Here is a 25,213-nt window from a genome sequence, read left to right as displayed (position 1 = left end):
GAGCTCCCTGGCAGGCAGGCTTGGGGGCATGGTGCGTCCCGACGAGCAAGAACTGGTCGCCGCCGGTCAGGACGTCGACTCCCCAGACTGGTCCGTTCGCGCGTCGGCCGGTCGGCGGCTCGCGGCATCGGACAAGATCGACGGAGTGGCAGACGTCCTCCGTCGTCTTCTCTTGGATCCGCGAGACTCCGCAGTCACGCAGGAGACCGCCGTGGCCCTGCTCGCACGCAAGGACATCGCCGGCCTGCGCTGTGTGTTGCTGGCCAGCAGCCGAGCTGTCGAGTTTTGGACTAGAGATGAGCTCGTCGCCGCTCTGGACTGCAACCCCGAGTGGATGACGACCGAAGGCGCGGACCGGCTGACCCAACAGCTGCACGAGCTCGCCGCCGATGACGACCACGGAGTCCGCAACGAGGCCCTCAGGGTCCTCTCGCACCTGCGGCCGCGCGAGGAATGGGCACGAGGCTCAGACGACGACCAGCTCTGATCCGACACCAGACGACCACGCGCGTATCGGTCGCCCGCGCCCGCCTCGGCGTTGTCCGCTTCACCTCGGACAACCGGTTTTTTTTAGGAGCAGCCTCTTCTACACCGCGAACTCTCGCCCATCGCTGGCATGTGGCGGGCGTGGACCAGACGTGGACCATCACGCTCGCGACAGGTGCGAAATGCGCAAGTCGGGAAGGCCCACCTGGCCGCCTGTGTCGGTGTTTTCGCAGGTCACGCACGCCGCGAAATCCCAGGGGGTCAAGGGGTCGCAGGTTCAAATCCTGTCAGCCCGACCGGACAGGCCACGTTCACGCAGGTGAGCGTGGCTTTTTTGTTGGCCCGGGTGTGCTGGAGACGACGAGAGCCCCCGGAGCATGCCGCATTCATGTCACATGCTCCGGGGCTACCGGTCAGGCCGCCATGCGCTCCAGGGTCTGCTTCCGGCGTAGGTCGAGGATGTCGGCCACCTCGTCGCGGCGGTCTGGCCACAAGTGCCCGTAGACGTTCAGCGTCATCGATGTGTCCGCATGGCCGAGCGTCTGCCACGACCTTCACGTCCGCCCCCGCGCTGATCGTCAGCGAGGCCGCGGTGTGGCGCAGCTCGTGCGGCGTCAGGCCAGGCACGTTGAGCTTGGTGGCCGTCACCGCCGCGTTGAACTCCCGCATGCGGCCAGTTGTGTGCCCGCAGAGAATCGCCGCGCTTGGGTGGTGAACAGCAGGTCACCGTTCGCCTCGCCTACGGTCCGCGGCGCCCTGTCAGCCCGAACGGACAAACCGAAGTGGGCCTCTCGTCCGATCGGCTCCAATTCTATAAGCCCGGCGAAGAGACCGCGGCGGTGGCCGTTGACAGCCGTGCGGCGCCGGTCGGCTGATCGGAGCGACGAACATCGGCCAGGTGGTGAACACAACGGATCATGGTTTTCAGGCAAGCTTCGCGATCCGGCCCGTCCAGCTTTACGAACCGGCCAGAAGCCACCGAGAACGTCGGCCCATGAGAATCTTCCCCACCAGGTCCACTGCCGAGCACTCGAGCTCGCGCCACCGCAATCGCACGCGTCTCGCGGTCATCGTGGGCGCCTCCCTCGCCGTGGCCGGCATCGCCTCCACCGCTGTCGCCGCGACCCTGGCCGACCCGGCTCCGATCCAGATCCAGGCTGGCCCGGCCGCGGAGTCCCCGAAGGACACCGTCAAAATCCGCGGCGCCGACCACCGCGACGCTCCGCTGGTGGCGGCCTTCGAGCAGGTCGACCAGAACACCGTCTGGATCAAGTCCGGCTCCATCCCGCAGACCTGGCAGCCTTCCGGCGTCGACTACGAGCAAGAGGGCTTCAAGTACTACAACGGCCGCTACTACATCTCGGTCTACGACCACACCGCCAACGACGGCCACCTCGTCATCCTCGACGAGGACGGCTCCCTCATCAAGGACATCGCGTTCGTCGACGGCGCCCGCACCCACGCCGGCGGCTTCGAGCTCTACGGGGACTACGCTTATGTTCCGCTCGCGGTCGACTCGCCGCACAGCTCGGCCGACATCCTGCGGATCAACATCAAGTCCTACCAGGTCACGACCCTCTTCACGGTCAACTACGACCACGTCGGCGGCGTCATCTACGACCCGGTGAAGAAGACCCTGGTGGGCCAGAGCTGGGACTCGCGGACCTTCTACGAGTGGACCCTGAACGGGAAGCTCGTCGGGACCTGGAAGAACCCCTCGGACTACGTCGGCTACCAGGACTGCCAGTACGTGCCGTACGAGAAGATGCTCTGCTCCGGCGCCTCCGAGGGCATCCAGTCCCATGGCGGGTTCGACCTGATCGACCTCAAGGACCCCGACCACGCGATCCTCAACGGCTACCCGACGAAGATCGGCGGCGGCAACGCCAACGAGATCCTCGCGACGCCCACCACGGACGGAGTGGTGTTGACGCAGTACGCCGCGGGCGGTTCGATCGACACCTACACCACCACGATCCACGACGCGGGCTAGCTGCATGTGGCCAGGTCGTTCCCACCCGGCCTCAAATCCGGGCGGGTTAACACGTGGAGGATCACCGTCCAACGGGGGAAATGGCCAACGGGACGTAGCGAGTGGCGAGGCCACGCCGTTGCTTGATCCGGTTGAAGGTGCGTTCGACCACGTTGTGCAGCAGTAGTCGACCGAGCCGACCACGGGTGGCCGACCACTGCGAGAACCGCGGCGTTTCCCCGGTCCGACCTGACCGGCAGGCGGGGGGTCACTGCGGTGATCCGACGGGCGCGCCGATGATTGCGGATCGCCCGCGAGGAATAGGCCTTGTCGCCTCGGGCGCGGTCGGGACGAGCACGGGCCCGACCGCACCCGGGGCGAGCGACCCGCAAGCGCCGCATCGGGTGCAGGGTCGTCGGCGCGTCCCCGGCCCCGCCAGCGGCACCGGTGGCCGGCCGTTCGGTCCGCGAGGTGGTGGACCTTCGTGCTCCCACCGCCAGCCACGTCCCGAACACTGCCGGCACATCCCGCCGCGCGGTCCCGCACCGATATCAGTAGACGATCCGCTCACCCACGCATACATGCCGCACCCGTCCCAGCCGCGCCCGCACCTGCTACGACTTCGGCCCATCGCTGACATGTGCCGGGCGTGGACCAGGCATCGACCAGCACACCCGCGGCAGCTGCGAAACACGCAAGTCGAGAAGGCTGACCTGACCGCCTATGTCACTGGTTCCGCAGGTCACGCACGCCGCGAGCTCCTCGGGTCAGGGGCGCAGGATCAAATCCCGTCAGCCCGACCGGATAAAGCCGACAGGGGAGTTGTGGTCCTCGTTGCTGTCAACCAGGAATCGCCTCAGGCGGACACAGAACAAATGGCGGACCGTTCACAACTCCTCCGCGACGAAGCGTTCAAGAATTTGACACTCGTTGATCAGCCCGCAGGTAATTTTTGGTAGCCGCGGCGATCGCAGATGCTTCGTCGGCAACGCTCCCGCGTCCGTCACCGACTGGCGGCCCGGATGCAGGTACCTCTGCGTAGGCTTCAGCGAGCAGTGGTACGCCGCAATCCGAGCCGGCAAGGGTACATACCACCGCCCGTCCTCGTCGTGGCTCACGGAACTGATTCGGAACCCCCCAGAGCTACACGCTGGGTGAGCTCGTACTGAAGCCCGTCCGGTATCCGGGACACGGCGGAATCGGCGAGCTCGGAAAGAGCCACGAACGAGAACCAGATTCACCTTCGTCCGAGGGGGTCGAAATCGGGCCGGAACAGGTGTAGGCAGGAGGCGCGGTGTGTCGTGGAGGTGTCGGATGGACACTGGTGGGCTGCCGGGGCGGGGTTCGTCCGCGCAGGTGGCCGTGCTGAGCGAGACCGGGCGCACGCGCGTCTGCCGGGTGTCCTTCGGGACGCGGAGCGTGGTGCGCAAGCAGCCGCTGGGCCCGGACGCACCCAAGCGGCTGCGGCACGAGCGCGCGATGCTGGAACGGCTTCGCGGAGTCCCGAATGTCGCACAGCTGCTGGACGCGCCACGCTACGCGGGGTCGATCGTGCTGGCCGACGCCGGCGGCCCGAGCCTGGCGGGGCTGGCGGAGCCACTTCCCGTCGACGTCCTGCTCGGGGTCGCGCTCGGGGTGGCCCGAGCCGTGGCGGCGATGCACCGGCGCGGGGTGCTGCACCGCGACATCACTCCCGCGAACATCGTGCTCTCCCCCGACGGCACCCCGTGCCTGCTCGACTTCGCGCTGGCCACTTCCCTCACCGACGCCGCTCCGCCCTCCCCCGGCCGCAGCGACATCGTCGGGACACTGGCCTACCTCGCGCCCGAGCAAACCGGGCGGACCGGCCGTCCGGTGGATCATCGCAGCGACCTCTACGCCTTGGGTGCCACGCTCTACGAACTGGCAACAGGCGCGCCGCCGTTCGGCTCCGACGACCCGCTGCGCCTGGTCCACGACCACCTGGCCCGGGTGCCGGCGCCCCCGGCCGAGGTGAACCCGGCCCTCCCGGCGCTCCTGTCCGAGATCATCCTGCACCTGTTGGAAAAGGAACCCGACCACCGCTACCAGACGGCGGAGGGTGTGGCCCACGACCTGGAACGGTTGCGCGACGCCCGGGCCGGGCGCGGCACGGAACCGATCCGGATCGGGCACCACGACTACCCGCGCCGGCCCGTCGCCCCGGCACGGCTGGTGGGGCGTGATACCGAGGTGGCCGAGTTGCAGGCGGCGTTCGAGGACGCGCTGGCAGGCCGGTGCCGGGGGGTGCTGATCGGCGGCGCGGCCGGAGTGGGCAAAACGGCGTTGGTCCACGAGCTCCGGCCGGCGGTCACCAGCCGGGGCGGCTGGTTCCTGGCCGGCAAGTTCGACCAGTACCGGCGCGACCTCGAATTCGACGGGGTGTTCCAGGCGTTCCGCTCGCTGGGCCGGCTGCTGCTGGCCCAGCCGGAGAGCGAGCTGGCCCGGCTCCGGCAACGGATCACCGACGCGGTGGGCCCGAACGCGGGGCTGCTCACCGCCGTCGTGCCGGAGTTCGCCGCCTTGCTGGCCGTGCCGCCCGACGCCGGCGATCTACTGACGGCGCAAGAGCGCGCGCAACAGAACAGCGTTCGCATCCTGCGCGCGGTCGCCTCCCCGGACCGGCCGGTGGTGCTGTTCCTCGACGACCTACAATGGGCCGGGCCCGGTCCGCTCGGCTTCGTCGACCTCCTGCTCGACACCGACCTGATCCCCGGCCTGCTCCTGGTGGGCGTGCACCGAGACGACGAGGGGGAAACGGCGCAGCCACCGACGCTGTCGCGGTCACGCGACCGGGCCGGCGTGCGGTACGTGCAGCTGGAGAACCTGCCCACCCCAAGCCTGATCACCCTGGTCGCCGACGTGCTGCACGCCGACGCCGCCGCGGCGGCGGGCCTGGTCGAGGTGATCGCGCCACGTACCCGCGGCAACCCCTACGAAACGGTGCAGCTACTCACCGCACTGGCTCACCACGGCGTCCTCACCGCGACCGACGCGGGCTGGCAGTGGAACCCCGCAGCAGTGTGCGCCCACCTGGGCCCCGCGGAGAGCGGCGACTTGCTGACGTCGCGGATCCGGGCCCTGCCGCCGCCGTCGCGGCAGCTGGTGGAGGCGATGGCCTGCGTGGGCGGGCGGGTCGAGACGGAGGTTCTGCAGACCGCCACCGGCGAGCCGGCGGACGTGGTGGCACAGCGCCTGACCCCGCCCCTCGACGAGGGCCTGCTCGTGCTGGAGCGCGGCGCCGTGCGGTTCCGCCACGACCGCATCCGCGAGGCCATCCTGCGCGGGCTCAGTCCCCCGCGGCGAAGCGCCTTGCAACTGGCCATGGCACGACGGCTGGCCAGAGCACCGGACCTGTTCGCGGTCGCCGCCGAACAGTACCTGCCGGTGCTCGACGCAGTCGAGGACCTCGCCGAGCGGCGAGAGGTGACCGAGCTGCTGCAGCGTGCTTCCGGCCAGGCCGCTCTGATCGGCGATCACACGCTGGTGAACGCGCTCTTGGTGGCCGCGTTGCGGGTGGTCGACCCCACGGAGACCGCCGTGGCGCTCGAGCTGCGCACGGCCCGGCACGCGGCACTGTTCAGCTTGGGCCGGCTGGCGGAGGCGGACGAGGAGTACCGGGAGATCGAGCGGCTCTGCCGGAGCGCACCGGATCGCGCGGGAGCGACCGCGATCCATGTGCGCAGCCTCAGCTACCAGGGCCGGTTCGGGGAGGCGATCAGCCTGAGCCTGCAGTCGCTGCGAGAGTGCGGGCTCGACGTCCCGTCGGCGGAGCGGCTCCCCGCCGAAATCGACCGGGGGTTCGCCCTCCTGCACCACTGGCTGGAGCACAGCGATCCCGCCGACGACCTGGCGCGGGCGGACCTCACCGACTCCGTGCTCCTGAGTGCGACCCAGGTGCTCGACGCGGCGTTCCTGGCGGCCTACTTCGCCGCCGATTTCACCTCGGTCGCGTGGGTCGGGCTGGAAGGCTTGCGGATCTGGATCGAGCACGGCCCGGGCCCCACCTTGCTCGGGCCCGCCGGCGCCGCCACCTACTGCGCGGTGGCGCAGCGCGGTGACTACGTCGGCGGGTACCGGGCGGCACGGCGGCTCCTGGCGTGGGCCGAGGCCCGCGGCGCCGAGCCCGGCATGTCGCGGGCGCGCCACCGGTCCGCCCTCTTCAGTTGCTGGCTGGAGCCGATCGAGAACGGAGTCCACGAAGCACAGCGAGCCCGGGAGGGGCTGATCGCCGGGGGCGACCTGACGAACGCCGGCTACACGTACCTGTTGACAGTGCGGTCCCTGGCGGACTGCGCCCCCTCGCTGGAAAGCCTCCTCACCGAGGTCGACAGTGGACTGAGCCTCGTGCACCGGACCGGCGACGAACAGACCGGACAGGTGCTCGAGACCTACCGGTGGCTGGCCGACGCGCTCCGCGGTGACAGCCCTGCCGACCCGATCGCCCTCGACCGGTTCACCGACAACCCGCTCGCGCTTCTCCACGCGCACCTCGCCCGCGCGATCGCCGCCGCCGTGTCGGGGGAGCCGGCCGGTCTGGCGCGGGAGAGTGCGGCGGCGATGCGGCTGCTCCCGGTGGCCGCCGGCTTCTACCCCACCGCGGTGGTCCGCTCGCTGCACGGGCTGGCCCTCGCCGAGCGGGCCCAGGCGGCCGACGGCGACGAACGCGCCGCGCTGCTGTCCGAGCTGGATGAGGTGACCGGCTGGCTGGCCGCCCGCGCCGCGGACGCCCCGGACAACTTCCTGCACCTGCTGCGGTGGGCGGAGGCCGAGCGGGCCTGGGCTGCAGGTGATGTGCAGGCCGCCGAGCTGGCGTTCGACGCGGCCCGCGGCGAGGTCTCCCGCCGCCCCCGGCCCTGGCACCGTGCGTTGATCACCGAGCGCGCCGCGCGCTTCCACCTGGCCCGCGGCCTGGAACACGCTGGTCGTGAACTGCTCGCCCAGGCCCGCCGGCACTACGCCGACTGGGGCGCGAGCGCCAAGGTCACCCAACTCGACTGGGCCTACCCCACCCTGCGACGACACTTCGAGGCGAGCCTCGGGCCGGCCGTGAACCAGCCCGGCGAGCTGCTGACTCAACCAGTCGCGGTCACCACGGGCACCCTCGACCTGCTCGGCATTCTCTCCGCGTCCCAGGCACTCAGTTCCGAGACCAGCATCGAGCGCCTGCACACGCGCGTCGTGGAGGTGCTCAGCGCGATGACCGGGGCCACCGGCGTCCGCCTGCTGCTGTGGAGCGACGACCAGCAGAACTGGCTGCTGCCCGAATCCACCGGCACCCCCGGGCACGACCGCGTGGTGCCGATGTCGGTGCTGCGCTACCTTCGCCGGACCGAGACACCACTCGTGGTCGACGACGTCACCCACGATGAACGCTTCGCCCACGACCCGTGCTTCGCCGACCTCACGTGCTGTTCGCTGCTCGCGGTGCCCATCCTCAGCCGTGGCACCCTGCGAGCCGCGTTGCTGCTGGAGAACCGCCTGATCCGCGGCGCGTTCACCACCGACCGGCTCGACGCCGTCAAGCTCATCGCCGGCCAACTCGCGGTCTCCCTCGACAACGCCCAGCTCTACACCCAGCTCACCGCCTCCCGGGCCCGCATCGTCACCGCCGCCGACCAAGCACGCCTGCGCATCGAACGCGACCTGCACGACGGTGCCCAGCAACGCCTGGTCACCCTCACCCTGCGGCTGCGCGCGATCCAAGCCGAAATGCCGCCGGACAGCGGCCACCTCACCACCGAACTCGACAACCTCGCCGCCGAAACCACCGGCGTGCTCGACGAGTTGCGCGAGATCGCCCACGGTCTCCACCCCGGCATCCGGGCCACCGGCGGACTCACGCCGGCCGTCCGCGCTCTCGCCCGCCGCTCGCCGATCCCGGTCGAGCTCGACCTGCACCCGCTGCCGCCCCTGGCCGAACCCCTCGAAGTCAGCGCCTACTTCATCATCGCCGAAGCCCTGACCAACGCGGCCAAACACGCACGCGCGTCCTCGGTCACCGTCACGATCGACCCCGATCCCCCCACCGGCGCTCTGCGCATCACGGTCCGCGACGACGGCGTCGGCGGCGCCGACCTCACGCAAGGCACCGGGCTCCTCGGTCTCAAAGACCGCGCCGAAGCCATCGGCGGCCGGCTCCACCTGCAAAGCCCACCCGGCGCGGGCACCACCCTGCACGTGAACCTTCCCCTCGCGGGACCGGACCAGAAATCACCCCGGCCGACCAGGGCACCGTCGTCACCATGACCTGGGCCGACGAGAAGGCAACCGACCGCCTAGGTCCCGGTTCTCGCAGGTCATGCTCGCCGCGAAATGAGCGACGGCCACCTTTTCCCGCAAGGTAAAGCGAGGAAAGCGTCAAGGTCCACGAAACGGCGAATAAGATCAAGGAGTCGTCTTCAGCTGGTCTGGCTCAGCGACCTGCTGCGCGCCGTGGGGTACACGGTGCCGGGGTGAAGTCTTCAACAGCAGCGATGGCTTCCAAGACGCCCAGTACGCCTGCCGCCTGGATCGCAGCTCGGCGCAGTCTCGGGCGTGTGACGTTCGCCCAATACGGCGCCAGTCAACCGACGTCGGCCGGCCACGACCAAGTATCCAGTGGTCACGGGGTCACCGGACAAGGCGATCGGCGTAGACGTCGGCGTCGAGTCGCGTCCCGGCGCCGACGTCACACGCTTCCACTATCCGGCCAGGGGCCTTCGCCGGCGATCCTTTGTGGACAACAGCGGGAGTGAGGTCGCTGTACTCCCCACGGGTCGCCGTGCTCGGTCCGGGCGTGGCGCCGTCGAGCGGCTGTCGCCCCGCCCGTTCACCGAGAAGCCCTGCTGGCCGGCGGGATCGCCATCGCGTTCAAATAGGTGTAAGCAGAAGATTCGGAGTCCGACGGTGGAGGTGTCGGATGAGCACGGGTGACCTGCCGGGCCGCGGCCCGCCCACGCGGGTCGAGATACTCCACGAGGACGCGCGGACCCGCGTGGTGCGGCTGTTCCTCCCCGATGGTCGCACCGTCGTCGGCAAGCGGCCGCTGGGGCCGGAGGCACAGCGGCGGCTGCGGCACGAGCGGGCGGTGCTGGAACGGCTTCGCGGTGTCCCCGGAGTCGCGCAATTGGTGGCAGCGCCGAGGTACCCCGGGTCGATCGTGCTGGCGGACGCGGGCGCCGCGAACCTGGCCGGACGCGCGGAGCCGCTGCCCGTCGAGGTCCTGGTCGGTGTCGCGCTGGGGTTGGCCAGAGCCGTGGCCGCCGTGCACCGGCGCGGGGTGCTGCACCGCGACATCACGCCGGCGAACGTGGTGCTCTCCCGCGACGGTACCCCGTGCCTGGTGGACTTCGCGTTGGCCACGTCGCTCGCCGAGAGCGGTGACCGGCCCGCCGAGCGCAGCGAGATCGTCGGGACGCTGGCGTACCTGGCCCCTGAGCAGACCGGGCGAACCGGCCGCCCGGTGGACCGGCGGAGCGACCTGTACGCGTTGGGTGCCACGCTGTACGAACTGGCGACGGCTGCGCCGCCGTTCGGTTCGGGCGACCCGCTGCGCCTCACCCACGACCACCTGGCGCGGGTCCCGGCGCCACCGGTCGAGGTGAACCGCGCCCTGCCGGCACCGTTGTCCGAGATCATCCTGCATCTGCTGGAGAAGGAGCCGGACAACCGGTACCAGACCGCGGAGGGCCTGGTCCACGACCTGGAACGATTGCGGGACGCCCGGGGCGGACCGGTGACGGCTTCGCTCCGCGTCGGTGAGCACGACTTCCCGCCCGGGCCGGCCGCGCCGCCCCGGTTGGTGGAGCGCGATGCCGAGGTGACCGCGCTCCGGGCGGCGTTCGAGGACGCGCTGGGTGGCCGGTGCCGGGGAGTGCTGGTCAGTGGCGCGGCTGGAGTGGGCAAAACGGCGCTGGTCGACGAACTGCGGCCGGCGGTGGCGAGCCGGGGCGGCTGGTTCGTGGCGGGCAAGTTCGACCAGTACCGGCGAGATCTCGAGTTCGACGGGCTGTACCAGGCGCTCCGCTCGCTGGGCCGGCTGCTGCTGGCCGAGCCGGAGCGCGAGCTCGCCCTGCTGCGGCAACGGATCTCCGACGCGGTCGGCCCGAACGCGGGTCTGCTGACCGCGGTGGTGCCGGAGTTCGCCGCGCTGCTGGGGGTGCCGCCCGACCCGGGGGATCCGCTCACCGCGCAATCGCGAGCGCAGCACAACGGCGTTCAGATCCTGCGCGCGATCGCCTCACCGCAACGACCGATAGTGCTGTTCCTCGACGACTTGCAGTGGGCCGGGCTCGGCCCGCTCGGGTTCGTCGACCTCCTGCTCGACGAGGCGCCGATCACCGGTCTGCTGCTGGTGGGCGCGTACCGAGACGAGGACGTGGACTCGGCACAGCCGGCGGCACCGCTTTCTCGCGCCCGAACCGGCGTGCAGTCCCTGCGGTTGCACAACCTGCATGTTGAGGGGCAGGTCGCCATGGTCGCCGAAATGTTGCGTGCCGACGCAGTCGTGGCGGCGAGCCTGGTCGAGGTGATCGCGCCGCGCACCTCCGGCAACCCCTACGAAACCGTGCAGCTGCTCGACTCGCTGGGCCGCGAAGGCGTCCTCGCCGCCACCGGCACCGGGTGGCAGTGGGACCCGGCAGCGGTGCGCGCGCAACTGGGCCAGTCGGAAGTCGGCGACCTGCCGGCTGCGCGGGTCGAGGCCATGCCGGAACCGTCCCGGGCGCTGGTGGAGGCGATGGCCTGTCTGGGCGGGCGCGCGGAGCTGAGCCTTTTGGGCACCGCCACGGGCGAACCGGAGGGCGCGCTGCGACGGCAACTGGCGCCCGCCCTCGACGAAGGCCTTCTGGTGGCGGAGGCCGGGGTCGTCCGGTTTCGCCACGACCGCATCCGCGAGGCCATCCTGCGCCGGCTCGGCCCCCAGCGGCGAAGCACCCTGCAGCTGGCCATGGCCCGGCGGCTGGCCGAAGTGCCGGAACTGTTCGCCGCCGCCGCCGAGCAGTACCTGCCCGTCGCCGGCGCCATCGGCGACCCCGCCGAGCGCCGGCAGGCGGTGCACCTGCTGTGCCGCGCTGCCGACCAGGCACGGTTGGTCGGAGATCACGCGCTGGTGCACGCCCTGCTGACCGCCGCGCTTCAGCCGGCCGACCCCGACGCGACCGGCACACGGGTGAATCTCCACACCGGCTGCCACTCCGCCCTGTACAGCTTGGGGCGCCTGGACGAAGCGGACGATGAGTACCGCACGATCGCCCGGCTGTGCCCCAGCGCTGTGCAGCGGGCCGGCGCCACAGACCTGCAGGTGCGCAGCCTGACGCACCGGAAACGCTTCGCGGAGGCGATCGACCTCGGCCTGGAGTCATTGCGGGAGTGCGGCATCACCGTCCCGGAGGCCGACCGGCTCCCCGCCGCCCTCGACGCTCAATTCGATCACCTGTACAGGTGGCTGGACCACACCGAGCCCGCCGACGACCTGACTCGGCCGGAGCTCGCCGATCCCCCATTGCTCGCCGCGTCCCGCCTGATCAACGCGGTTCTGCCACCGGCCTACTTCGCCGCAGATGCTGCCCTCTATGCGTGGCTGGGCCTGGCGGCGGTGCGGATGTGGCTCGAACACGGCCCCGGCCGCACCCTGATCGGCCCGGTGAGCCACGCTGCCATCGCCGTGATGGTGCTGCGCGACGACTACGCCGCCGCCTACCGCGCGATGCGCCGGATCCTGGAGCTGGGCGAGGCCCGCGGCTACGACCCCGACACCTCGCCGGTGCGCTCGGCGTTCGCCAGCGTCTGTTGCTGGTTCGAGCCGATCGAAAATGCCGTCCGCGCAGCCAGGCGCGCCCGGGAGGAGCTGATCGCGGCGGGACAGCCGGCCTGGGCCGGTTACGCGTACGCGCCGGGCGTGGCCGGCCTGCTGGAGTGCGCGCCGTCGCTGCACGGCTACGTCGCCGATGTGGAGGCCGGCCTGGCGTTCGTGCGCCGGACCGGCAGCGAACAGACCGCCCAGTGGCTCGACAGCTATCGGTGGCTGGCCGCTGTCCTGCGTGGCGAAAGCCCGGCTCGAGCCGGTGACCCGATTCCCATCGACCGGTATGCCGACAACCCGTCGGCGCTGGTGTTCGCGCACATCGCCCGGGCGGTCGCCGCTGCCGTCTTCGGCGATCCGGCCGGCCTGGCGCGCCACACCGCGGCGGCGATGCCGCTGCTCCCGGCGACCGCCGGCTTCTACCCGTCCGCGTTGGCCCGGCTGTTGCGCGGCCTGGCCCTGGCCGGCCGAGCCCGCGCCACCGACGGCGACGAACGTGCGGCGTTGCTGACCGATCTGGACGAGGTGACGAGCTGGCTGGCCGCCCGCGCCGCGGACGCCCCCGACAACTTCCTGCACCTGCTGCGCCTGCTGGAGGCGGAACGGGCGTGGGCGGTCGGGGAGTTCCGCGCCTGCGCCCTCGCCTTCGACACCGCCCTGCGTGAGGCCGCCCGGCGTCAGCGCCCCTGGCACCGAGCCCTGATCACCGAGCGCGCGGCCCTCTTCCACCTCGCGCACGGGCTCGACCACACCGGCCACGACCTGCTCGGTCAGGCCCGCCGGCACTACGCCGCCTGGGGCGCCACCGCCAAGGTCGCCCAGCTCGACTGGGCCTACCCCACCTTGCGACCCCGAACCGAGACCACACCCGGCCTCGGCGGTGACCCACCCGCCGACGTCGTCCCTGAGCGCTCCACCATCACCACCGGCACCCTCGACCTGCTCGGCATCCTGTCCGCCTCCCAGGCGCTGAGCTCCGAAACCAGCATCGGCAGTCTGCACGCCCGTGTCGTCGAGGTGCTCTCCGAGCTGACCGGCGCCACCGCCGTGCAACTGCTGCACTGGAACGACGACCACCGCGGCTGGCTGCCGCCCTCGCCCGCCGGTGACCCTGCGGTGGACACCGGCCACGAACACACGGTCCCGCTGTCGGTACTGCGCTACGTGCAGCGCACCGGCGAACCACTGGTGGTCGCCGACGCCACCCGCGACGACCGCTTCGCTCGCGACCCGTGCTTCGCCGGCCTCGCATGTTGCTCATTGCTCGCGGTGCCGATCCTCAGCCGCGGCGTCCTGCGGGCTGCACTGCTCCTGGAAAACCGCCTGATCCGCGGCGCCTTCACCACGGAACGGCTCGATGCCGTCAAGCTCATCGCGGGCCAGCTCGCCGTCTCCCTCGACAACGCCCGCCTGTACACCCAGCTCACCGATTCGCGGGCTCGCATCGTGACCGCGGCTGACGAAGCACGCCACCGCATCGAGCGGGACCTGCACGACGGTGCCCAGCAGCGGCTCATATCGCTCGCCCTTCGCCTCCGCGCGGCCGAGGCTGCGGAATCCGGCGAACTGGCCACCGATCTCGGCGAGCTCGCCACCGAGGCCGTCAGCGTGCTCGACGAATTGCGCGAGATCGCGCGCGGCATTCACCCGGGAATCCTGGACACGGCGGGGCTCGAGCCCGCCGTGCGCGCGCTCGGCCGCCGCTCACCGATCCCGGTCGACCTCGACCTGCACCCGCTGCCGCCGCTGCCCAAGCACGTCGAGGTCAGTACGTACTTCATCGTCGCGGAGGCACTCACCAACGCGGCCAAGCACTCCCGCGCGTCCACGGTCACCGTGGCCCTCCAGGCCAACGCAGCCGACGACGTCCTGCACATTGCGGTCCGCGATGACGGCGTCGGCGGCGCCGACCTCACCCGGGGCACCGGATTGCTCGGCCTCAAAGACCGCGTCGAGGCGATCGGCGGCCGGATCGTCCTCCGCAGCCCGCGCGGATCGGGCACGAGCCTGCAGGTGCAGCTTCCACTCGCCGGCACCACCTTGTCGACCGCCGGGGAAAGGGACACCGGGCCGACTTTGCCGTGGGGATGACGGTGCCGAGCCCTCCGGCAGCTGAGGTGCTCCGCCGGCCGCGGCCGGACGGCGACACCGGTTCCGCAGCCCGGTCCGGGCAGCACGCGCACCGGCAACCCGCGAACGCTTGACGCGACCGTTCCGCGGGGATGTACTTGACCCGGCGATGGATCCCGCCTGGCCTTCGGGCCGAACCGCCCCGGTGGGGCTGATGGCTTCCTGGTACAGACGCGTGGCGACCACTCGTGCCAGGAGGTAGCAGATGACCATGAAGAGTTCCGAGCGGATCCTGCGGTTGTCGATCTTCGTCGGCAACGGGGATCTCTGGCACCACAAGCCGCTGGCCGGAGAGATCGTGCAGCGGGCCCATGACGCGGGTCTCGCCGGTGCGACGGTCATCCGCGGTATCGAAGGCTACGGCGCGACCTCGCGGATCCACACCGCACACGTGTTCCGGCTCAGTGACGATCTCCCCTTGCTGATCACGATCGCCGACACCGAGGAGCGGATCAGGGCGTTCCTGCCGCAACTGGACGACCTCGGCATGAGCGGGCTGGTGACCCTCGACGAGGTCGAGGGCATCCGGTACACCGTGCCGGAGCGCCCGCACACCCATTGGTGGCAGCACGCCGAGTAGCCGGCGACACCCCCAGACGAGAAGGAGGTGCGACGCGTGCACCGGAGCGGCAAAGCGTTGCGGGCCTTGATCTTCCTCGGCGAGGACGACACCTGGCACCACCAGCCGCTGCACCACGAAATCGTCAAACGCGCCCACGAAGCCGGCCTGGCCGGGGCGACGGTGTTGCACGGGTGTGAAGGCTTCGGCACGACGTCGCTGATCCACACCGAGGAGATCCTGAGCCTGGCCGAGGACCTCCCCATCCTCGTGATCATCGTCGACGACGAGGACAAGGTCCGTGGGTTCCTGCCCGAGCTCGACGAGCTCCTCGCCGACGGCACCGTGCTCCTCGACGAGGTCGAGGTCCTCCGCTACGAACCGGCGCACCGCGCCTGAACGTCGCCGACGCCGAACCGCTCCCCCGCCTCCGCCAAACGGATCGGGCCGTCGTACAGCACACCGTCGCAGCCGCGCACCCGGCCGTGCGGCGCGGATCCGTCTCCGCGTTGGCCGTGCCCGGCGGTGCTGCCGAAGGCGAGCACCGGCAAGATGAAACGCGCCGAAGCCGGGCCCCGTCACCTCGCCGGGACTTTCCGGATCCGGGAGGGTGTGTGTCCACAGTGGAGCCACCGAGTCGCGGCCGCGGAAGTGGCTTCACGCCGGCAACCTCGACGGGCTGCCCCAGGCCTAGTATTCCTCCGCGATCTGCCGCCAGAACCGCAGCGCCGCCTGTTCCATCTCGAGGCCGAGGCGCAGCGGGATCATGCGGCGCGCGTACTTCGGTTCCGCGCCGAAGCGGCGCTGCATGTCCTGGTACACCGCGATGCGCTCTTCGTTCTGCTTGATCTGCTCGCGCGCGAGGTTGGCGATGTTGCCCGGCTCGCCGAGCTCGTGGAAGAACAGCTTCATCTCCGCGATGTCGCGCATCTCGAAGTGCTCGTGCGTCGGCCCGGCGAGCCAGGAGCGCACGGCTTCGCGGCCCTCGTCGGTGATGCTGTAGACCTTGCGGCGCCGTCCCGTCTGCTCCGTCTCGACCGAGAGCAGGCCCATGCGCTCGAGCCGCTCCGGTTCCGAGTACAGCTGCGCGTGCGGGAACGACCAGAAGTACCCCACCGAGTGCCCGACGGCGCGCTTCAGGTCGTACGGCGTGGACGGCCCACGCAGCCCGATCGTCCCCAGCACGACGTACGAAGTCGTGCTCAACCGTCCGCTTGACATGCCCTCGACCCTACCGTAATTTCGCCCATAGTCCGAAACAGACGATGCGAATCGGACCATCTGACCCAGGAGTGCGCCGATGGACTTGGTGAGGTCCTTCCGCTGGACGGCCGAGCGCTACCCGCACCGCCGGGCGGTCGGCGGCCGGCACCCGATGACCTACGCGGAGTGGGACGAGCGCACCGACCGGCTGGCGGGTGCGCTCACCCGCCTCGGGGTGCGGCCCGGCGACCACGTCGCCCTGCTCCTCGCCGGCGGCGAGCCGCTCGCGAGCCTCCACCTCGCCGTGCAGAAGACGGGCGCGATCTCGGTGCCGCTGTCCACGCGGTTCGACGCCGGCGACGTCGCCTACTGCTTGCGCGACTGCTCCCCCGCCCTCCTCGTCACGGACACTTCGACCGAACCGACCGTGGCCGGGATCGACGGACTGCCCGCTCGCGCGCACGCCGGCGAGCCCCTGGACGCGCCAGGAAAGGCGACCCCGCTGGCCCGGCTGCTCGACACCCCCGCGCCGAAGCACCAGCCGGCCGAAGACGACACCAGCGTCATGCTCTACACGTCCGGCACCACGGGCCGGCCGAAGGGCGTGCCGCGCCGGCACTCCGCCGAGCACGCGGCCGCGGTCGCGCACCTGATCCAGACCCAGCAGCGCACGGGCGAGGTCACGCTCGGTGTCATGCCGATGTTCCACACGATGGGCATGCGCGCGCTGCTCGCCAGCATCGTCGCGGCGGGCACGTGGGTGCCGCAGGAGAAGTTCGACGCCGAGGAGTCACTGGAGCTGATCACGGGCGAGGCGATCAGCGCGCTCTACCTCGTGCCCACCGCGTACTGGTCGCTGGTCCACACAGGACGGCTGGCCGAGGCGAAGTCGGTGCGGCGCCTGGCCTACGCGGGCGCGTCGATGACGCCGGCGCTCGCCGAACGCCTCGACGCCGAACTGCACCCCGAGGTGTTCGTGAACCACTTCGGCAGCACGGAGATCTACACCTTCACGATCGGCCCCGACGTGCGCCGCAAACCGGGCTGTGCCGGCCGCGCCGGGGTCTTCTCCCGCGTCCGGCTGGTCAGCCCGGCCGAGGGCGCCACGCCCGACGATCTCGTAGCGCCGGGAGAACCGGGGCAGGTGGCCGTGTCCCTGGAGAGCCCGGAGGCGTTCCAGGGATACTGGCACCGGCCCGACGCCGACGCGAAAGCCCTGCGCGGCGGCTGGTACTTCACCGGTGACCTCGCCACCGAGGACGAGGACGGCGACCTGTGGGTCGCGGGCCGCGTCGACGACATGATCAACTCCGGCGGCGAGAACATCTACCCGGAGGACATCGAAGACGCGTTGGTGCGCTGCCCGGCCGTGGCCGAGGTCGTGGTCGTGGGGCTCCCCGACGACCGCTGGGGCAGCGCCGTCACCGCGTTCGTCGTGCCGTCCGACGGGCGCCGGCCCGAGGAAACCCTGGCGCAGGTGGAGGCCTACGCGCGCGAGGAGTCCGGGCTACCGTCGCTGAAGCGGCCGAAACGCTACCTCGCGGTCGCCGGGATCCCGAAGTCCGCCGTCGGCAAGATCCTGCGCCGCGAGCTGACCGCGGGCCACTACCGGGAACTCGCTCGGCTCATGCCCGGGAAGGAGCGCGCATGACGGCCGCCCGCGTCGAAGACGTCCCGCTGCTGTGCGGCAAGGGCCGGTTCCTCGACGACCTGGACCCGATGCGCGGCGCGCTCGTCGCGGCCGTGGTGCGCAGCCCGCACCCGCACGCGCGCATCCGTTCGGTGGACCTCTCGCGCGCCCGCGCGCACCCCGGCGTCGCCGTGGCGCTCGGCCCGGAAGAGGTGCTCGCGGCGCTCAAGCCGTTCCCGCTCTCGCTCAAGACGCCCATCCGCTACTACCCGGTCGGCACCGACAAGGTGCGGTTCGTGGGTGAGCCGGTGGCCGTCGTCGTCGCCGCCGACCGATACACGGCCGAGGACGCCGCGGAACTGGTCGATGTGGATTACGAGCCGCTGCCCGCGGTCGTCGACACCGTCAAGGCGATCGCCGGCGACGCACCGGTGCTGCACGACGAAGTCGGCAGCAACGTCGCCACGGACCGCACGTTCACGTTCGGCGCGGTGGACGAGCTCTTCGCGAACGCCGCCCACGTGGTGACCGGGGAATACAGCTTCCCGCGCTACACCTCGGCACCGATGGAGTGCTACTCCGTGATCGCGGAGTGGCAGGAGGACGCCGACGGCCCTGCGGTCACGGCGTGGGCCAACTTCCACGGCCCGTTCTCAATGGTGCCGGTGCTCGCGGCAGGACTGGGACTGCCGACGTCGCGGGTGCGGCTGCGCGTGCCGGCGGACATCGGCGGCAGCTTCGGCATCAAGTCCGGGATCTACCCGTACGTCGCGCTGATGGCGCTGGCCAGCAAGCACTGCGGCCGGCCTGTGCGCTGGACCGAGGACCGCATCGAGCACCTGCTGTCCAGCTCGGCCGGGTCGGACCGGCGAATGCGGTTCGAAGCCGCCGTCGACGCGGACGGCAAGGTCGAGGCGCTGCGCGCCGACCTGATCGACAACGTCGGCGCCTACCTGCGCCCGCCCGAGCCGAGCACGCTCTACCGCTGCTTCGGCAACATCACCGGCGCGTACGGCATCGAGGCGGTGCAGATCCGGGCTCGCGCGGTCGTCACGAACAAAACGCCCACCGGCCTCAACCGCGGGTTCGGCGGGCAGCAGCTGTACTTCGGGCTCGAGCGGATCATGGACCGCGTCGCGCACGAGCTCGGTCTCGACCCCGCGGAGATCCGGCGCCGCAACCTCATCCAGGCCGGTTCCTTCCCCTACCACACGCCCAGCGGCGGCGTGTACGACTCGGGCGACTACCCGCGCGCGTTCGAGCTGGCGCTGCGCAACGCCGACTACGAGAAGCTGCGTGAACGCCGGCGGCAGGCGCGCGAAGCCGGCGAGTACTTCGGCATCGGGCTGGCGACGATCGTCGACCCGTCGGCCACCAACATCGGCTACGTGGGGCTCGCGACGCCGGCCGAACAGCGCGCGGCCGGACGCGGCAAGTCGGGCAGTACCGAGCACGTGCGGATCAGCGTCGACCCGCAGGGCGTGGTGTCGGTGCTGCTCGGGACGGTGCCGCAGGGTCAGGGGCACGCCACCGTCGCGCGCCAGGTCGTGGCGCAGCGGCTCGGGCTGCCGGTCGAAGCCGTCCGGCCGGTCGTCGAGATGGACACCGCGACCACACCGTGGACCATCACTTCCGGCAGTTACTCCTCGCGGTTCGCTCCCCTGCTGACCAGCGCACTGGTCGCCGCGGCGGACAAGATCGCCGGAACGATCCGCACCGCCGCCGGAGTCCTCCTCGACACGGACCCCGATCGGCTGGAGCTGGCCGACGGATTCGTGCGCAGGCGCGATGATCCGAGCCGGCGGGTCGCCTTCAGGCACGCGGCCGGGCTGGTGCACTGGGACCCGGGCTCGCTGCCCGAAGGGGTTTCCGCGCGGCTCTACGAAGAAGCGGCGTTCACCCCGCCGCAGGCCAAGGCACCGTCCACAGGGGACCAGATCAACTCCAGCCTGTGCTACGGGTTCGTCGCCGAGCTCGTGGCCGTGCGCATCGACCCGGTGAGCCTCGCCGTCGAGGTCGAGCTGGTGTCCACGGTGCACGACGCTGGCACGATCCTGAACCCGAAGCTGCTCGAGGGCCAGGTCCACGGCGCCCTCGCCCACGCGCTCGGCGGTGCGCTCTACGAGGAGCTGCGCTACGCCGACTCCGGCCAGCCGACGTCGGCGACGTTCATGGACTACCTGTGCCCCACCAGCGCGGAAGCGAGCTACCCGCTGCTGAGCGACCACCTCGAGACGCCGTCGCCGTTCACCACGCTCGGCGCGAAGGGCTGCGGTGAGGGCTCCAGCATGAGCCTGCCGGTGGCCATCGCCAACGCGGTGACCGACGCGCTCGGCGTCGAGGTCACGTCCCTGCCCCTGCACGGCACCGTCGTGCACGAACTACTGGAGAGGAAGGCCTGATGGCGCTCACCGGAGGCGAGATCCGCCTCGACCGCACGCACGACGGGCAGGTCGCGGAGCTGACCCTGTCCCACGGCCGCTTCACGATCATCACGTGGGAGATGCGCCAGCGCATGGCGGACCTGTTCACCGAGATCGACGCGGACGACAACGTGCGGGTCGTCGTGCTCAAGTCCGACGGCGAGCACTTTTCGTCGGGCGGTGACATCCCCGGGTTCATGGAGGTCGAGCCGGTGGACTTCACCGACCTCGGCCACAACGTCACCGCGCCCTCGCGCAGCAAGAAGATCGTGGTCGCCGCGGTCGACGGCTACTGCTTCGGCGTCGGCCTGGAACTGGTGCTCTCGACCGACATCCGCCTCGCCACCCCGCGCAGCCGTTTCGCGCTGCCGGAGATGAAGCTCGGCATGATCCCCGGCAGCGGCGGCACCCAGCGCCTGGCGCGGCTGATCGGGCTGTCGCGGGCGAAGTTCCACATCCTCACGGCCGAGCGGATCACCGGCGAGCAGGCGCTGGACTGGGGCCTGGTGGCCAAGCTCGCCGACGACCGCGAAGCGCTCTACGCGGAGACCGACAAGGTCGTGGCAACCCTGCTCGGGTACTCACCGATGGCCGCGCGCACCGCCAAGGAGGTGCTCGACAAGGGTGTCGATGGACCGCTCTACACCGGCATCGAGCTGGAGCGCAAGGCGTACGCGATGCTGCGCGCGAGCCACGACTTCGCCGAGGGTGTCGCTGCGTTCACCGAGAAGCGGGCCGCGAAGTTCCAGGGACGCTGAGCCGTGAAAGCAGCACCGTTCGCCTACGTGCGGCCCGCGACCCTCGACGACGCGGTCGCCGAGCTCGTGCGCAGCCGGGGCGAGGGGAAGGTGCTCGCCGGCGGGCAGTCGCTCGTGCCCATCCTCGCGATGCGCCTGGCCCGCCCGTCCACTGTGGTCGACATCTCGGCACTGTCCGAATTGGACTACGTGCGCCGCGAGGGTGACCAGCTGGTGATCGGCGCGCTCGTGCGCCAGCGGACTCTGGAGCAGCACTCCCTCACCGCGGCCGTGCCGCTGCTGCGGCTGGCGCTGCCGTGGATCGGGCACCGCGAGCTGCGCAGCCGCGGGACGGTGTGCGGCAGCATCGCGCACGCCGACCCCGCCGCCGAACTGCCCGCCGTCGCCTGCTGCCTGAACGCGCAGCTGGAGATCGCGGGGCAGCGGGGCCGGCGCACGGTCACCGCCGCCGAGTTCTTCCACGGCGCCATGGCCACCGCGGTCGGACCCGAGGACGTGCTCGCCGCGGTGCGCTTCCCCGTCGCGCGGCCGGGCGACGGCTTCGGGTTCGCCGAGATCGCCCGCCGCCACGGCGACTTCGCTCTCGCCGGCGTCGCCACGCGCGCCCACGCGGGCGGCAAAACCGTGCTCACCGCGTTCGGCGTGTCCGACCGGCCGGTGACCCGTGACGTCACCGGTCTCGACGACGAAGCACTGGCGGCGCTGGCCCGCGACCTCGTCGACACCGCCGGCGACCCGCACGGCTCGCGCGAGTACCGGCAGCGGCTCGTGGCCGCGCTGGCCGTGCGGGAGGTCGCCCGGGCCCGGCGCGCCGCGGAAGGAGGACCCGCATGACCCGGCCCCGGCCCGTCCGCGCCGAGGCCGGCGAACCGCTCGACGTGACCATGACCGTCAACGGCACCGAAGTGACGCTGTCGTTGCCGGCGCGGGTCACGCTCGCCGACGCGCTGCGCGACCACCTCGGCCTCACCGGCACGCACCTCGGCTGCGAGCACGGCGTCTGCGGCATGTGCACGGTCCTGGTCGACGGCTCGGCCGCGCGTGCGTGCCTGCTGTTCGCCTGCCAGCTCGACGGCGCGGAGATCGTGACCGTCGAGGGTCTCGGCCGCCCCGACGACCTGCACCCGCTGCAGGAGGCGTTCGGCGCGCACCACGCGCTGCAGTGCGGCTTCTGCACTCCCGGGTTTCTGCTGTCGTCCTACGATCTGCTGGTGAGCAAACCGGACGTGGCTGAGGAGGACCTGCCGGTCGAGCTGTCGGGCGTGCTGTGCCGCTGCACCGGGTACCGCAACATCCTCTCGGCGGTCTCGGAGGTCGCGCACGCGCACCGCGACGGGATCCCGGCGCCGCGCAACTGCGGGCAGCACGTGCTGCTGGGGCACACCGCCGCCAAGCCGGGCGCGAAGACCGCGCCCGAAACCGCCGGCGCGCGCGAGATCGAGCTGCCGCAGGGAGATCCGACGTTCACCGTCGAGGTCACGCAGGAACTCGCCGCGTCGCCGGAGAAGACGTGGCGGGTGCTCGACGACATCGACCTCGTCGCCGCGTGCCTGCCGGGCGCGGAGATCACCGAGCACCTCGGCGACGACCGCTACCGCGGCCGCGCGCGCGTGGCCGTCGGGCCGATCCGGCTGTCGTTCGCCGGGCTCGCGCAGGTGAGCGAACGCGACGCCGCGGCGCACCGGCTGCGCGTGATCGGCCAGGGCGAAGACGCCGGAGGCGGGCGCACCCAGGCCGACATCCTGCTGCTGGCCGAGGAAACCCCGGCCGGCACCCGCCTGCGCGCGACCGCGCAGGTGTACTTGACCGGCCGGATCGCGCAGTTCGGCCGGGCGCTGGCCGGCGACGTCAGCCGGCGCATGTTCGAGCAGTTCGCCGCGGCCGTGGAGGAGACCGCGGTGTCCGGAGTGCGCACGGCGGCGGCCAAGCCGCCCGGCGCGCTGGCCCTCCTCGGAGCCACTCTCGTCGCGAAAGCGCGGGAATGGGGCCGGCGCTTGCGCCGTGCCGAGCACAGCCCACGTAACTAACCACCCGAAAGGGACTCAACGATGAGTTCAACCGCCTCGATCGACAAGATCCTGAGCGACGCCGTGGACAACGGCGACGTGCCCAACGTCGTCGCCATCGCGGCCGACGGCGACGGGATCGTCTACGAAGGCGCCGCCGGCCCGCGTGCCGCCGGCAGCAGCGAACCCGCTTCGGCCGACACCCATTTCCGCATCATGTCGATGACCAAGATGGTCACGACCGCCGCCGCACTCCGGCTGGCCGACGAGGGCAAGATCGAGCTCGACGCCCCCGTCGAGCGCTACCGCCCCGAGTTCGCCGACGTCAAGGTGCTGACCGGGTTCGACGGCGACACACCGCAGCTGCGGGCCCCGGCCTCGCAGGCGACGATCCGGCAGCTGATGACGCACACGTCGGGCCTGAGCTACTGGTTCTGGAACTCCGACATCGTCAAGTGGGAGGCCGCCACCGGCACCCCCAACGTGCTGTCGGGCCAGAACGTGGTGTTCACGGCGCCGATGATCGCCGACCCCGGTACCACCGTCGAATACGGCACCAACACCGACTGGCTCGGCCGCGTCGTCGAAGCCGTCTCGGGCACCACGCTCGACAAGTACTTCGCGGAGCACATCACCGGACCGCTGGGGATGACCGAGACGTCGTTCGCCCCCACCGCGGCGCAGCGCGCCAACCTCGCGCCGATCCACGTCCGAGGCGAAGACGGCGGCTGGCTCGCGACCGACATCAACATCCCGGAGGTGCCCGAGTACTGGGCGGGTGGGCACGGCCTGTACTCGACGCCGCGCGACTACCTCAAGTTCCAGCGCATGCTGCTGGGCGGCGGCACGCTCGACGGCACGAAGGTGCTCGAGAAGTCCACCGTGGACGCCGCGTTCACCAACCAGATCGGCGACCTGAAGTTCCCGGAGCGCATCAGCACCGCCGACCCGGCGTCGTCCCACGACTTCGCCGCCGGGCCGGGCTACCGGTGGGGTCTGGGGCTGCTGCTCAACGGTGAGCAGGCCACGGGCATGCGCGCCGCGGGCAGCGGAACGTGGGCCGGGCTGTGCAACTCGTTCTTCTGGGTCGACCGCGAGACGGGCGTGACGGGCGCGATCTACAGCCAGTCGCTGCCGTTCGTGCCGCCGCCGTTCATGAAGCTCTACGAAGACTTCGAGCGGGCGCTGTACGCCACGCTCTGAGCACGGCGCGACCCTGGCCGGGTGCCGCGACCACCCGGCCGGGTCCGCGTTCGCAGGCCCCGATCACCCGGTCGGGGTGCTCTCGGGGCCCAACCCCGACCCGGCTCGGCACGTCTCCCGAGTGATCATCTCGTCACAAGGGAGGCCGACGTTGCACAGGACCCGGACAGCACTGGCGATCACGACCGCGTGCCTGGTTACGGCGGGCGCCGCGCCCGCGGTGGCCTCGGCCGACGACAGCGTCGCGGTCGTGAACTTCACCCCGCAGGAACGCGCCGACGCCCTGGCGTACTGGACACCGCAGCGCATGAAGCAGGTCGGCCAGGACAACGACCTCGGGCCGACCGGGCCGATTTCCCAACCGTGGCACGGAAAACCCTTGGGCACCATCGGCAGGCTCTTCTTCGTGCACGGCGACAACGGCCTGGACAGCTACTGCACCGCGACGTCGGTCCGCAGCGGGAACCACGACGTCGTGCTCACGGCCGGGCACTGTGTCTGGAAGCCCGGCGCACCCGATCTGTCGTACCCGACCATGGTGTTCGTGCCCGGCTACGACCAGGGCGACCGGCCGTTCGGGGTGTTCCCGGTGCGCACGGTGCTGACCCCGAAGGACCTGACCACCGACTCGCACCACGACGTGGCCGCCGTCGTCGTCGACCCCGTCGGCGGCAAGCACGTCAACGACGTGGCCGGCGCGCAGCCGGTGGCGTTCGACCGGCAGCCCGGACCGCGGGTCACGACGTTCGGCTACCCCGACACGCACCCGCAGCTCGGCGAGGAACTGCTGTCCTGCACGGGGAACAGCACGGTCGATCAGCGCGCCAGCACCCCCGGCGATCCGCAGCAGCTCGTGCCGTGTGATCTGGACGGCGGCTCGAGCGGCGGGCCGTGGCTCGCCGACTTCGACGCGGCCACCGGCTCGGGCACGGTCGTCTCGGTGAACAGCAGCCTCGACCCGGACCAGCCCAACACCATGGGCGGCCCGGTGCTGGGGCCCGTCGCGGAAACCGTGTACCGGCAGGCTTCGGCGAACTGACG

At 71.2% G+C, this 25,213-nt stretch carries 14 protein-coding genes; 13 read left to right on the top strand and 1 reads right to left on the bottom strand.

The window, feature by feature from the left end:
* Positions 1–28: 28 nt before the first annotated feature.
* From I6J71_RS18680 to I6J71_RS18650, 6 genes are all read left to right on the top strand, one after another.
* The gene (locus tag I6J71_RS18680) at positions 29–487 is read left to right on the top strand and encodes a hypothetical protein (RefSeq protein ID WP_204095874.1); all 459 of its coding nucleotides are present in this window, start codon (positions 29–31) and stop codon (positions 485–487) included.
* Positions 488–1,480: 993 nt separating this feature from the next.
* Positions 1,481–2,479: a DUF6454 family protein gene (locus I6J71_RS18670; protein ID WP_204095873.1), complete on the top strand. Its 999-nt coding sequence runs from the start codon at positions 1,481–1,483 to the stop codon at positions 2,477–2,479.
* Positions 2,480–3,772: 1,293 nt separating this feature from the next.
* Positions 3,773–8,725: an AAA family ATPase gene (locus I6J71_RS18665; protein ID WP_204095872.1), complete on the top strand. Its 4,953-nt coding sequence runs from the start codon at positions 3,773–3,775 to the stop codon at positions 8,723–8,725.
* Positions 8,726–9,377: 652 nt separating this feature from the next.
* Positions 9,378–14,351: an AAA family ATPase gene (locus tag I6J71_RS18660; protein ID WP_204095871.1), complete on the top strand. Its 4,974-nt coding sequence runs from the start codon at positions 9,378–9,380 to the stop codon at positions 14,349–14,351.
* Between the two features lie 250 nt (positions 14,352–14,601).
* A complete protein-coding gene (locus I6J71_RS18655; protein WP_204097128.1) occupies positions 14,602–14,970 on the top strand; it encodes a DUF190 domain-containing protein in 369 nt (122 codons plus the stop codon).
* Positions 14,971–15,006: 36 nt separating this feature from the next.
* Positions 15,007–15,348 (top strand): DUF190 domain-containing protein, encoded by a 342-nt coding sequence (locus I6J71_RS18650; RefSeq protein ID WP_204095870.1) that lies wholly within the window; start codon positions 15,007–15,009, stop codon positions 15,346–15,348.
* 291 nt (positions 15,349–15,639) lie between these two features.
* On the opposite strand, the gene I6J71_RS18645 is transcribed toward I6J71_RS18650, so the two are convergent.
* Positions 15,640–16,170, bottom strand: a complete 531-nt coding sequence (locus tag I6J71_RS18645) for a PadR family transcriptional regulator (RefSeq protein ID WP_204095869.1) — start codon at positions 16,168–16,170, stop codon at positions 15,640–15,642.
* A 79-nt stretch (positions 16,171–16,249) separates the two neighbouring features.
* Between I6J71_RS18645 and I6J71_RS18640 the strand changes: the two genes are divergently transcribed.
* From I6J71_RS18640 to I6J71_RS18610, 7 genes are all read left to right on the top strand, one after another.
* On the top strand, positions 16,250–17,803 hold the full coding sequence (locus tag I6J71_RS18640) for an AMP-binding protein (protein ID WP_204095868.1): 1,554 nt from the start codon (positions 16,250–16,252) through the stop codon (positions 17,801–17,803).
* A complete protein-coding gene (locus I6J71_RS18635) occupies positions 17,800–20,184 on the top strand; it encodes a xanthine dehydrogenase family protein molybdopterin-binding subunit (protein WP_204095867.1) in 2,385 nt (794 codons plus the stop codon). Before I6J71_RS18640 ends, I6J71_RS18635 begins: the two co-directional genes overlap by 4 nt.
* Complete coding sequence (locus tag I6J71_RS18630) at positions 20,184–20,963, top strand: enoyl-CoA hydratase/isomerase family protein (protein WP_204095866.1); 780 nt, start codon at positions 20,184–20,186, stop codon at positions 20,961–20,963. The genes I6J71_RS18635 and I6J71_RS18630 overlap by 1 nt, the downstream gene beginning before the upstream one ends.
* Before the next feature lie 3 nt (positions 20,964–20,966).
* Positions 20,967–21,797 carry a xanthine dehydrogenase family protein subunit M gene (locus tag I6J71_RS18625; protein WP_204095865.1) on the top strand — a complete coding sequence of 277 codons (831 nt, stop codon included), beginning with the start codon at positions 20,967–20,969 and terminating at the stop codon, positions 21,795–21,797.
* Entirely contained in the window at positions 21,794–22,990 is a 1,197-nt protein-coding gene (locus I6J71_RS18620) for a 2Fe-2S iron-sulfur cluster-binding protein (protein WP_204095864.1), read from the top strand. The genes I6J71_RS18625 and I6J71_RS18620 overlap by 4 nt, the downstream gene beginning before the upstream one ends.
* A 21-nt stretch (positions 22,991–23,011) precedes the next feature.
* Complete coding sequence (locus I6J71_RS18615; protein WP_204095863.1) at positions 23,012–24,172, top strand: serine hydrolase; 1,161 nt, start codon at positions 23,012–23,014, stop codon at positions 24,170–24,172.
* A gap of 151 nt (positions 24,173–24,323) precedes the next feature.
* Positions 24,324–25,211 (top strand): serine protease, encoded by an 888-nt coding sequence (locus I6J71_RS18610; protein WP_204095862.1) that lies wholly within the window; start codon positions 24,324–24,326, stop codon positions 25,209–25,211.
* Positions 25,212–25,213: the final 2 nt, after the last annotated feature.

Source organism: Amycolatopsis sp. FDAARGOS 1241, assembly GCF_016889705.1.
Classification (GTDB): Bacteria; Actinomycetota; Actinomycetes; order Mycobacteriales; family Pseudonocardiaceae; genus Amycolatopsis.
The sequence above is the reverse complement of the archived record's forward strand: the minus strand, read 5'-3'. Positions and strand labels throughout refer to the sequence as shown.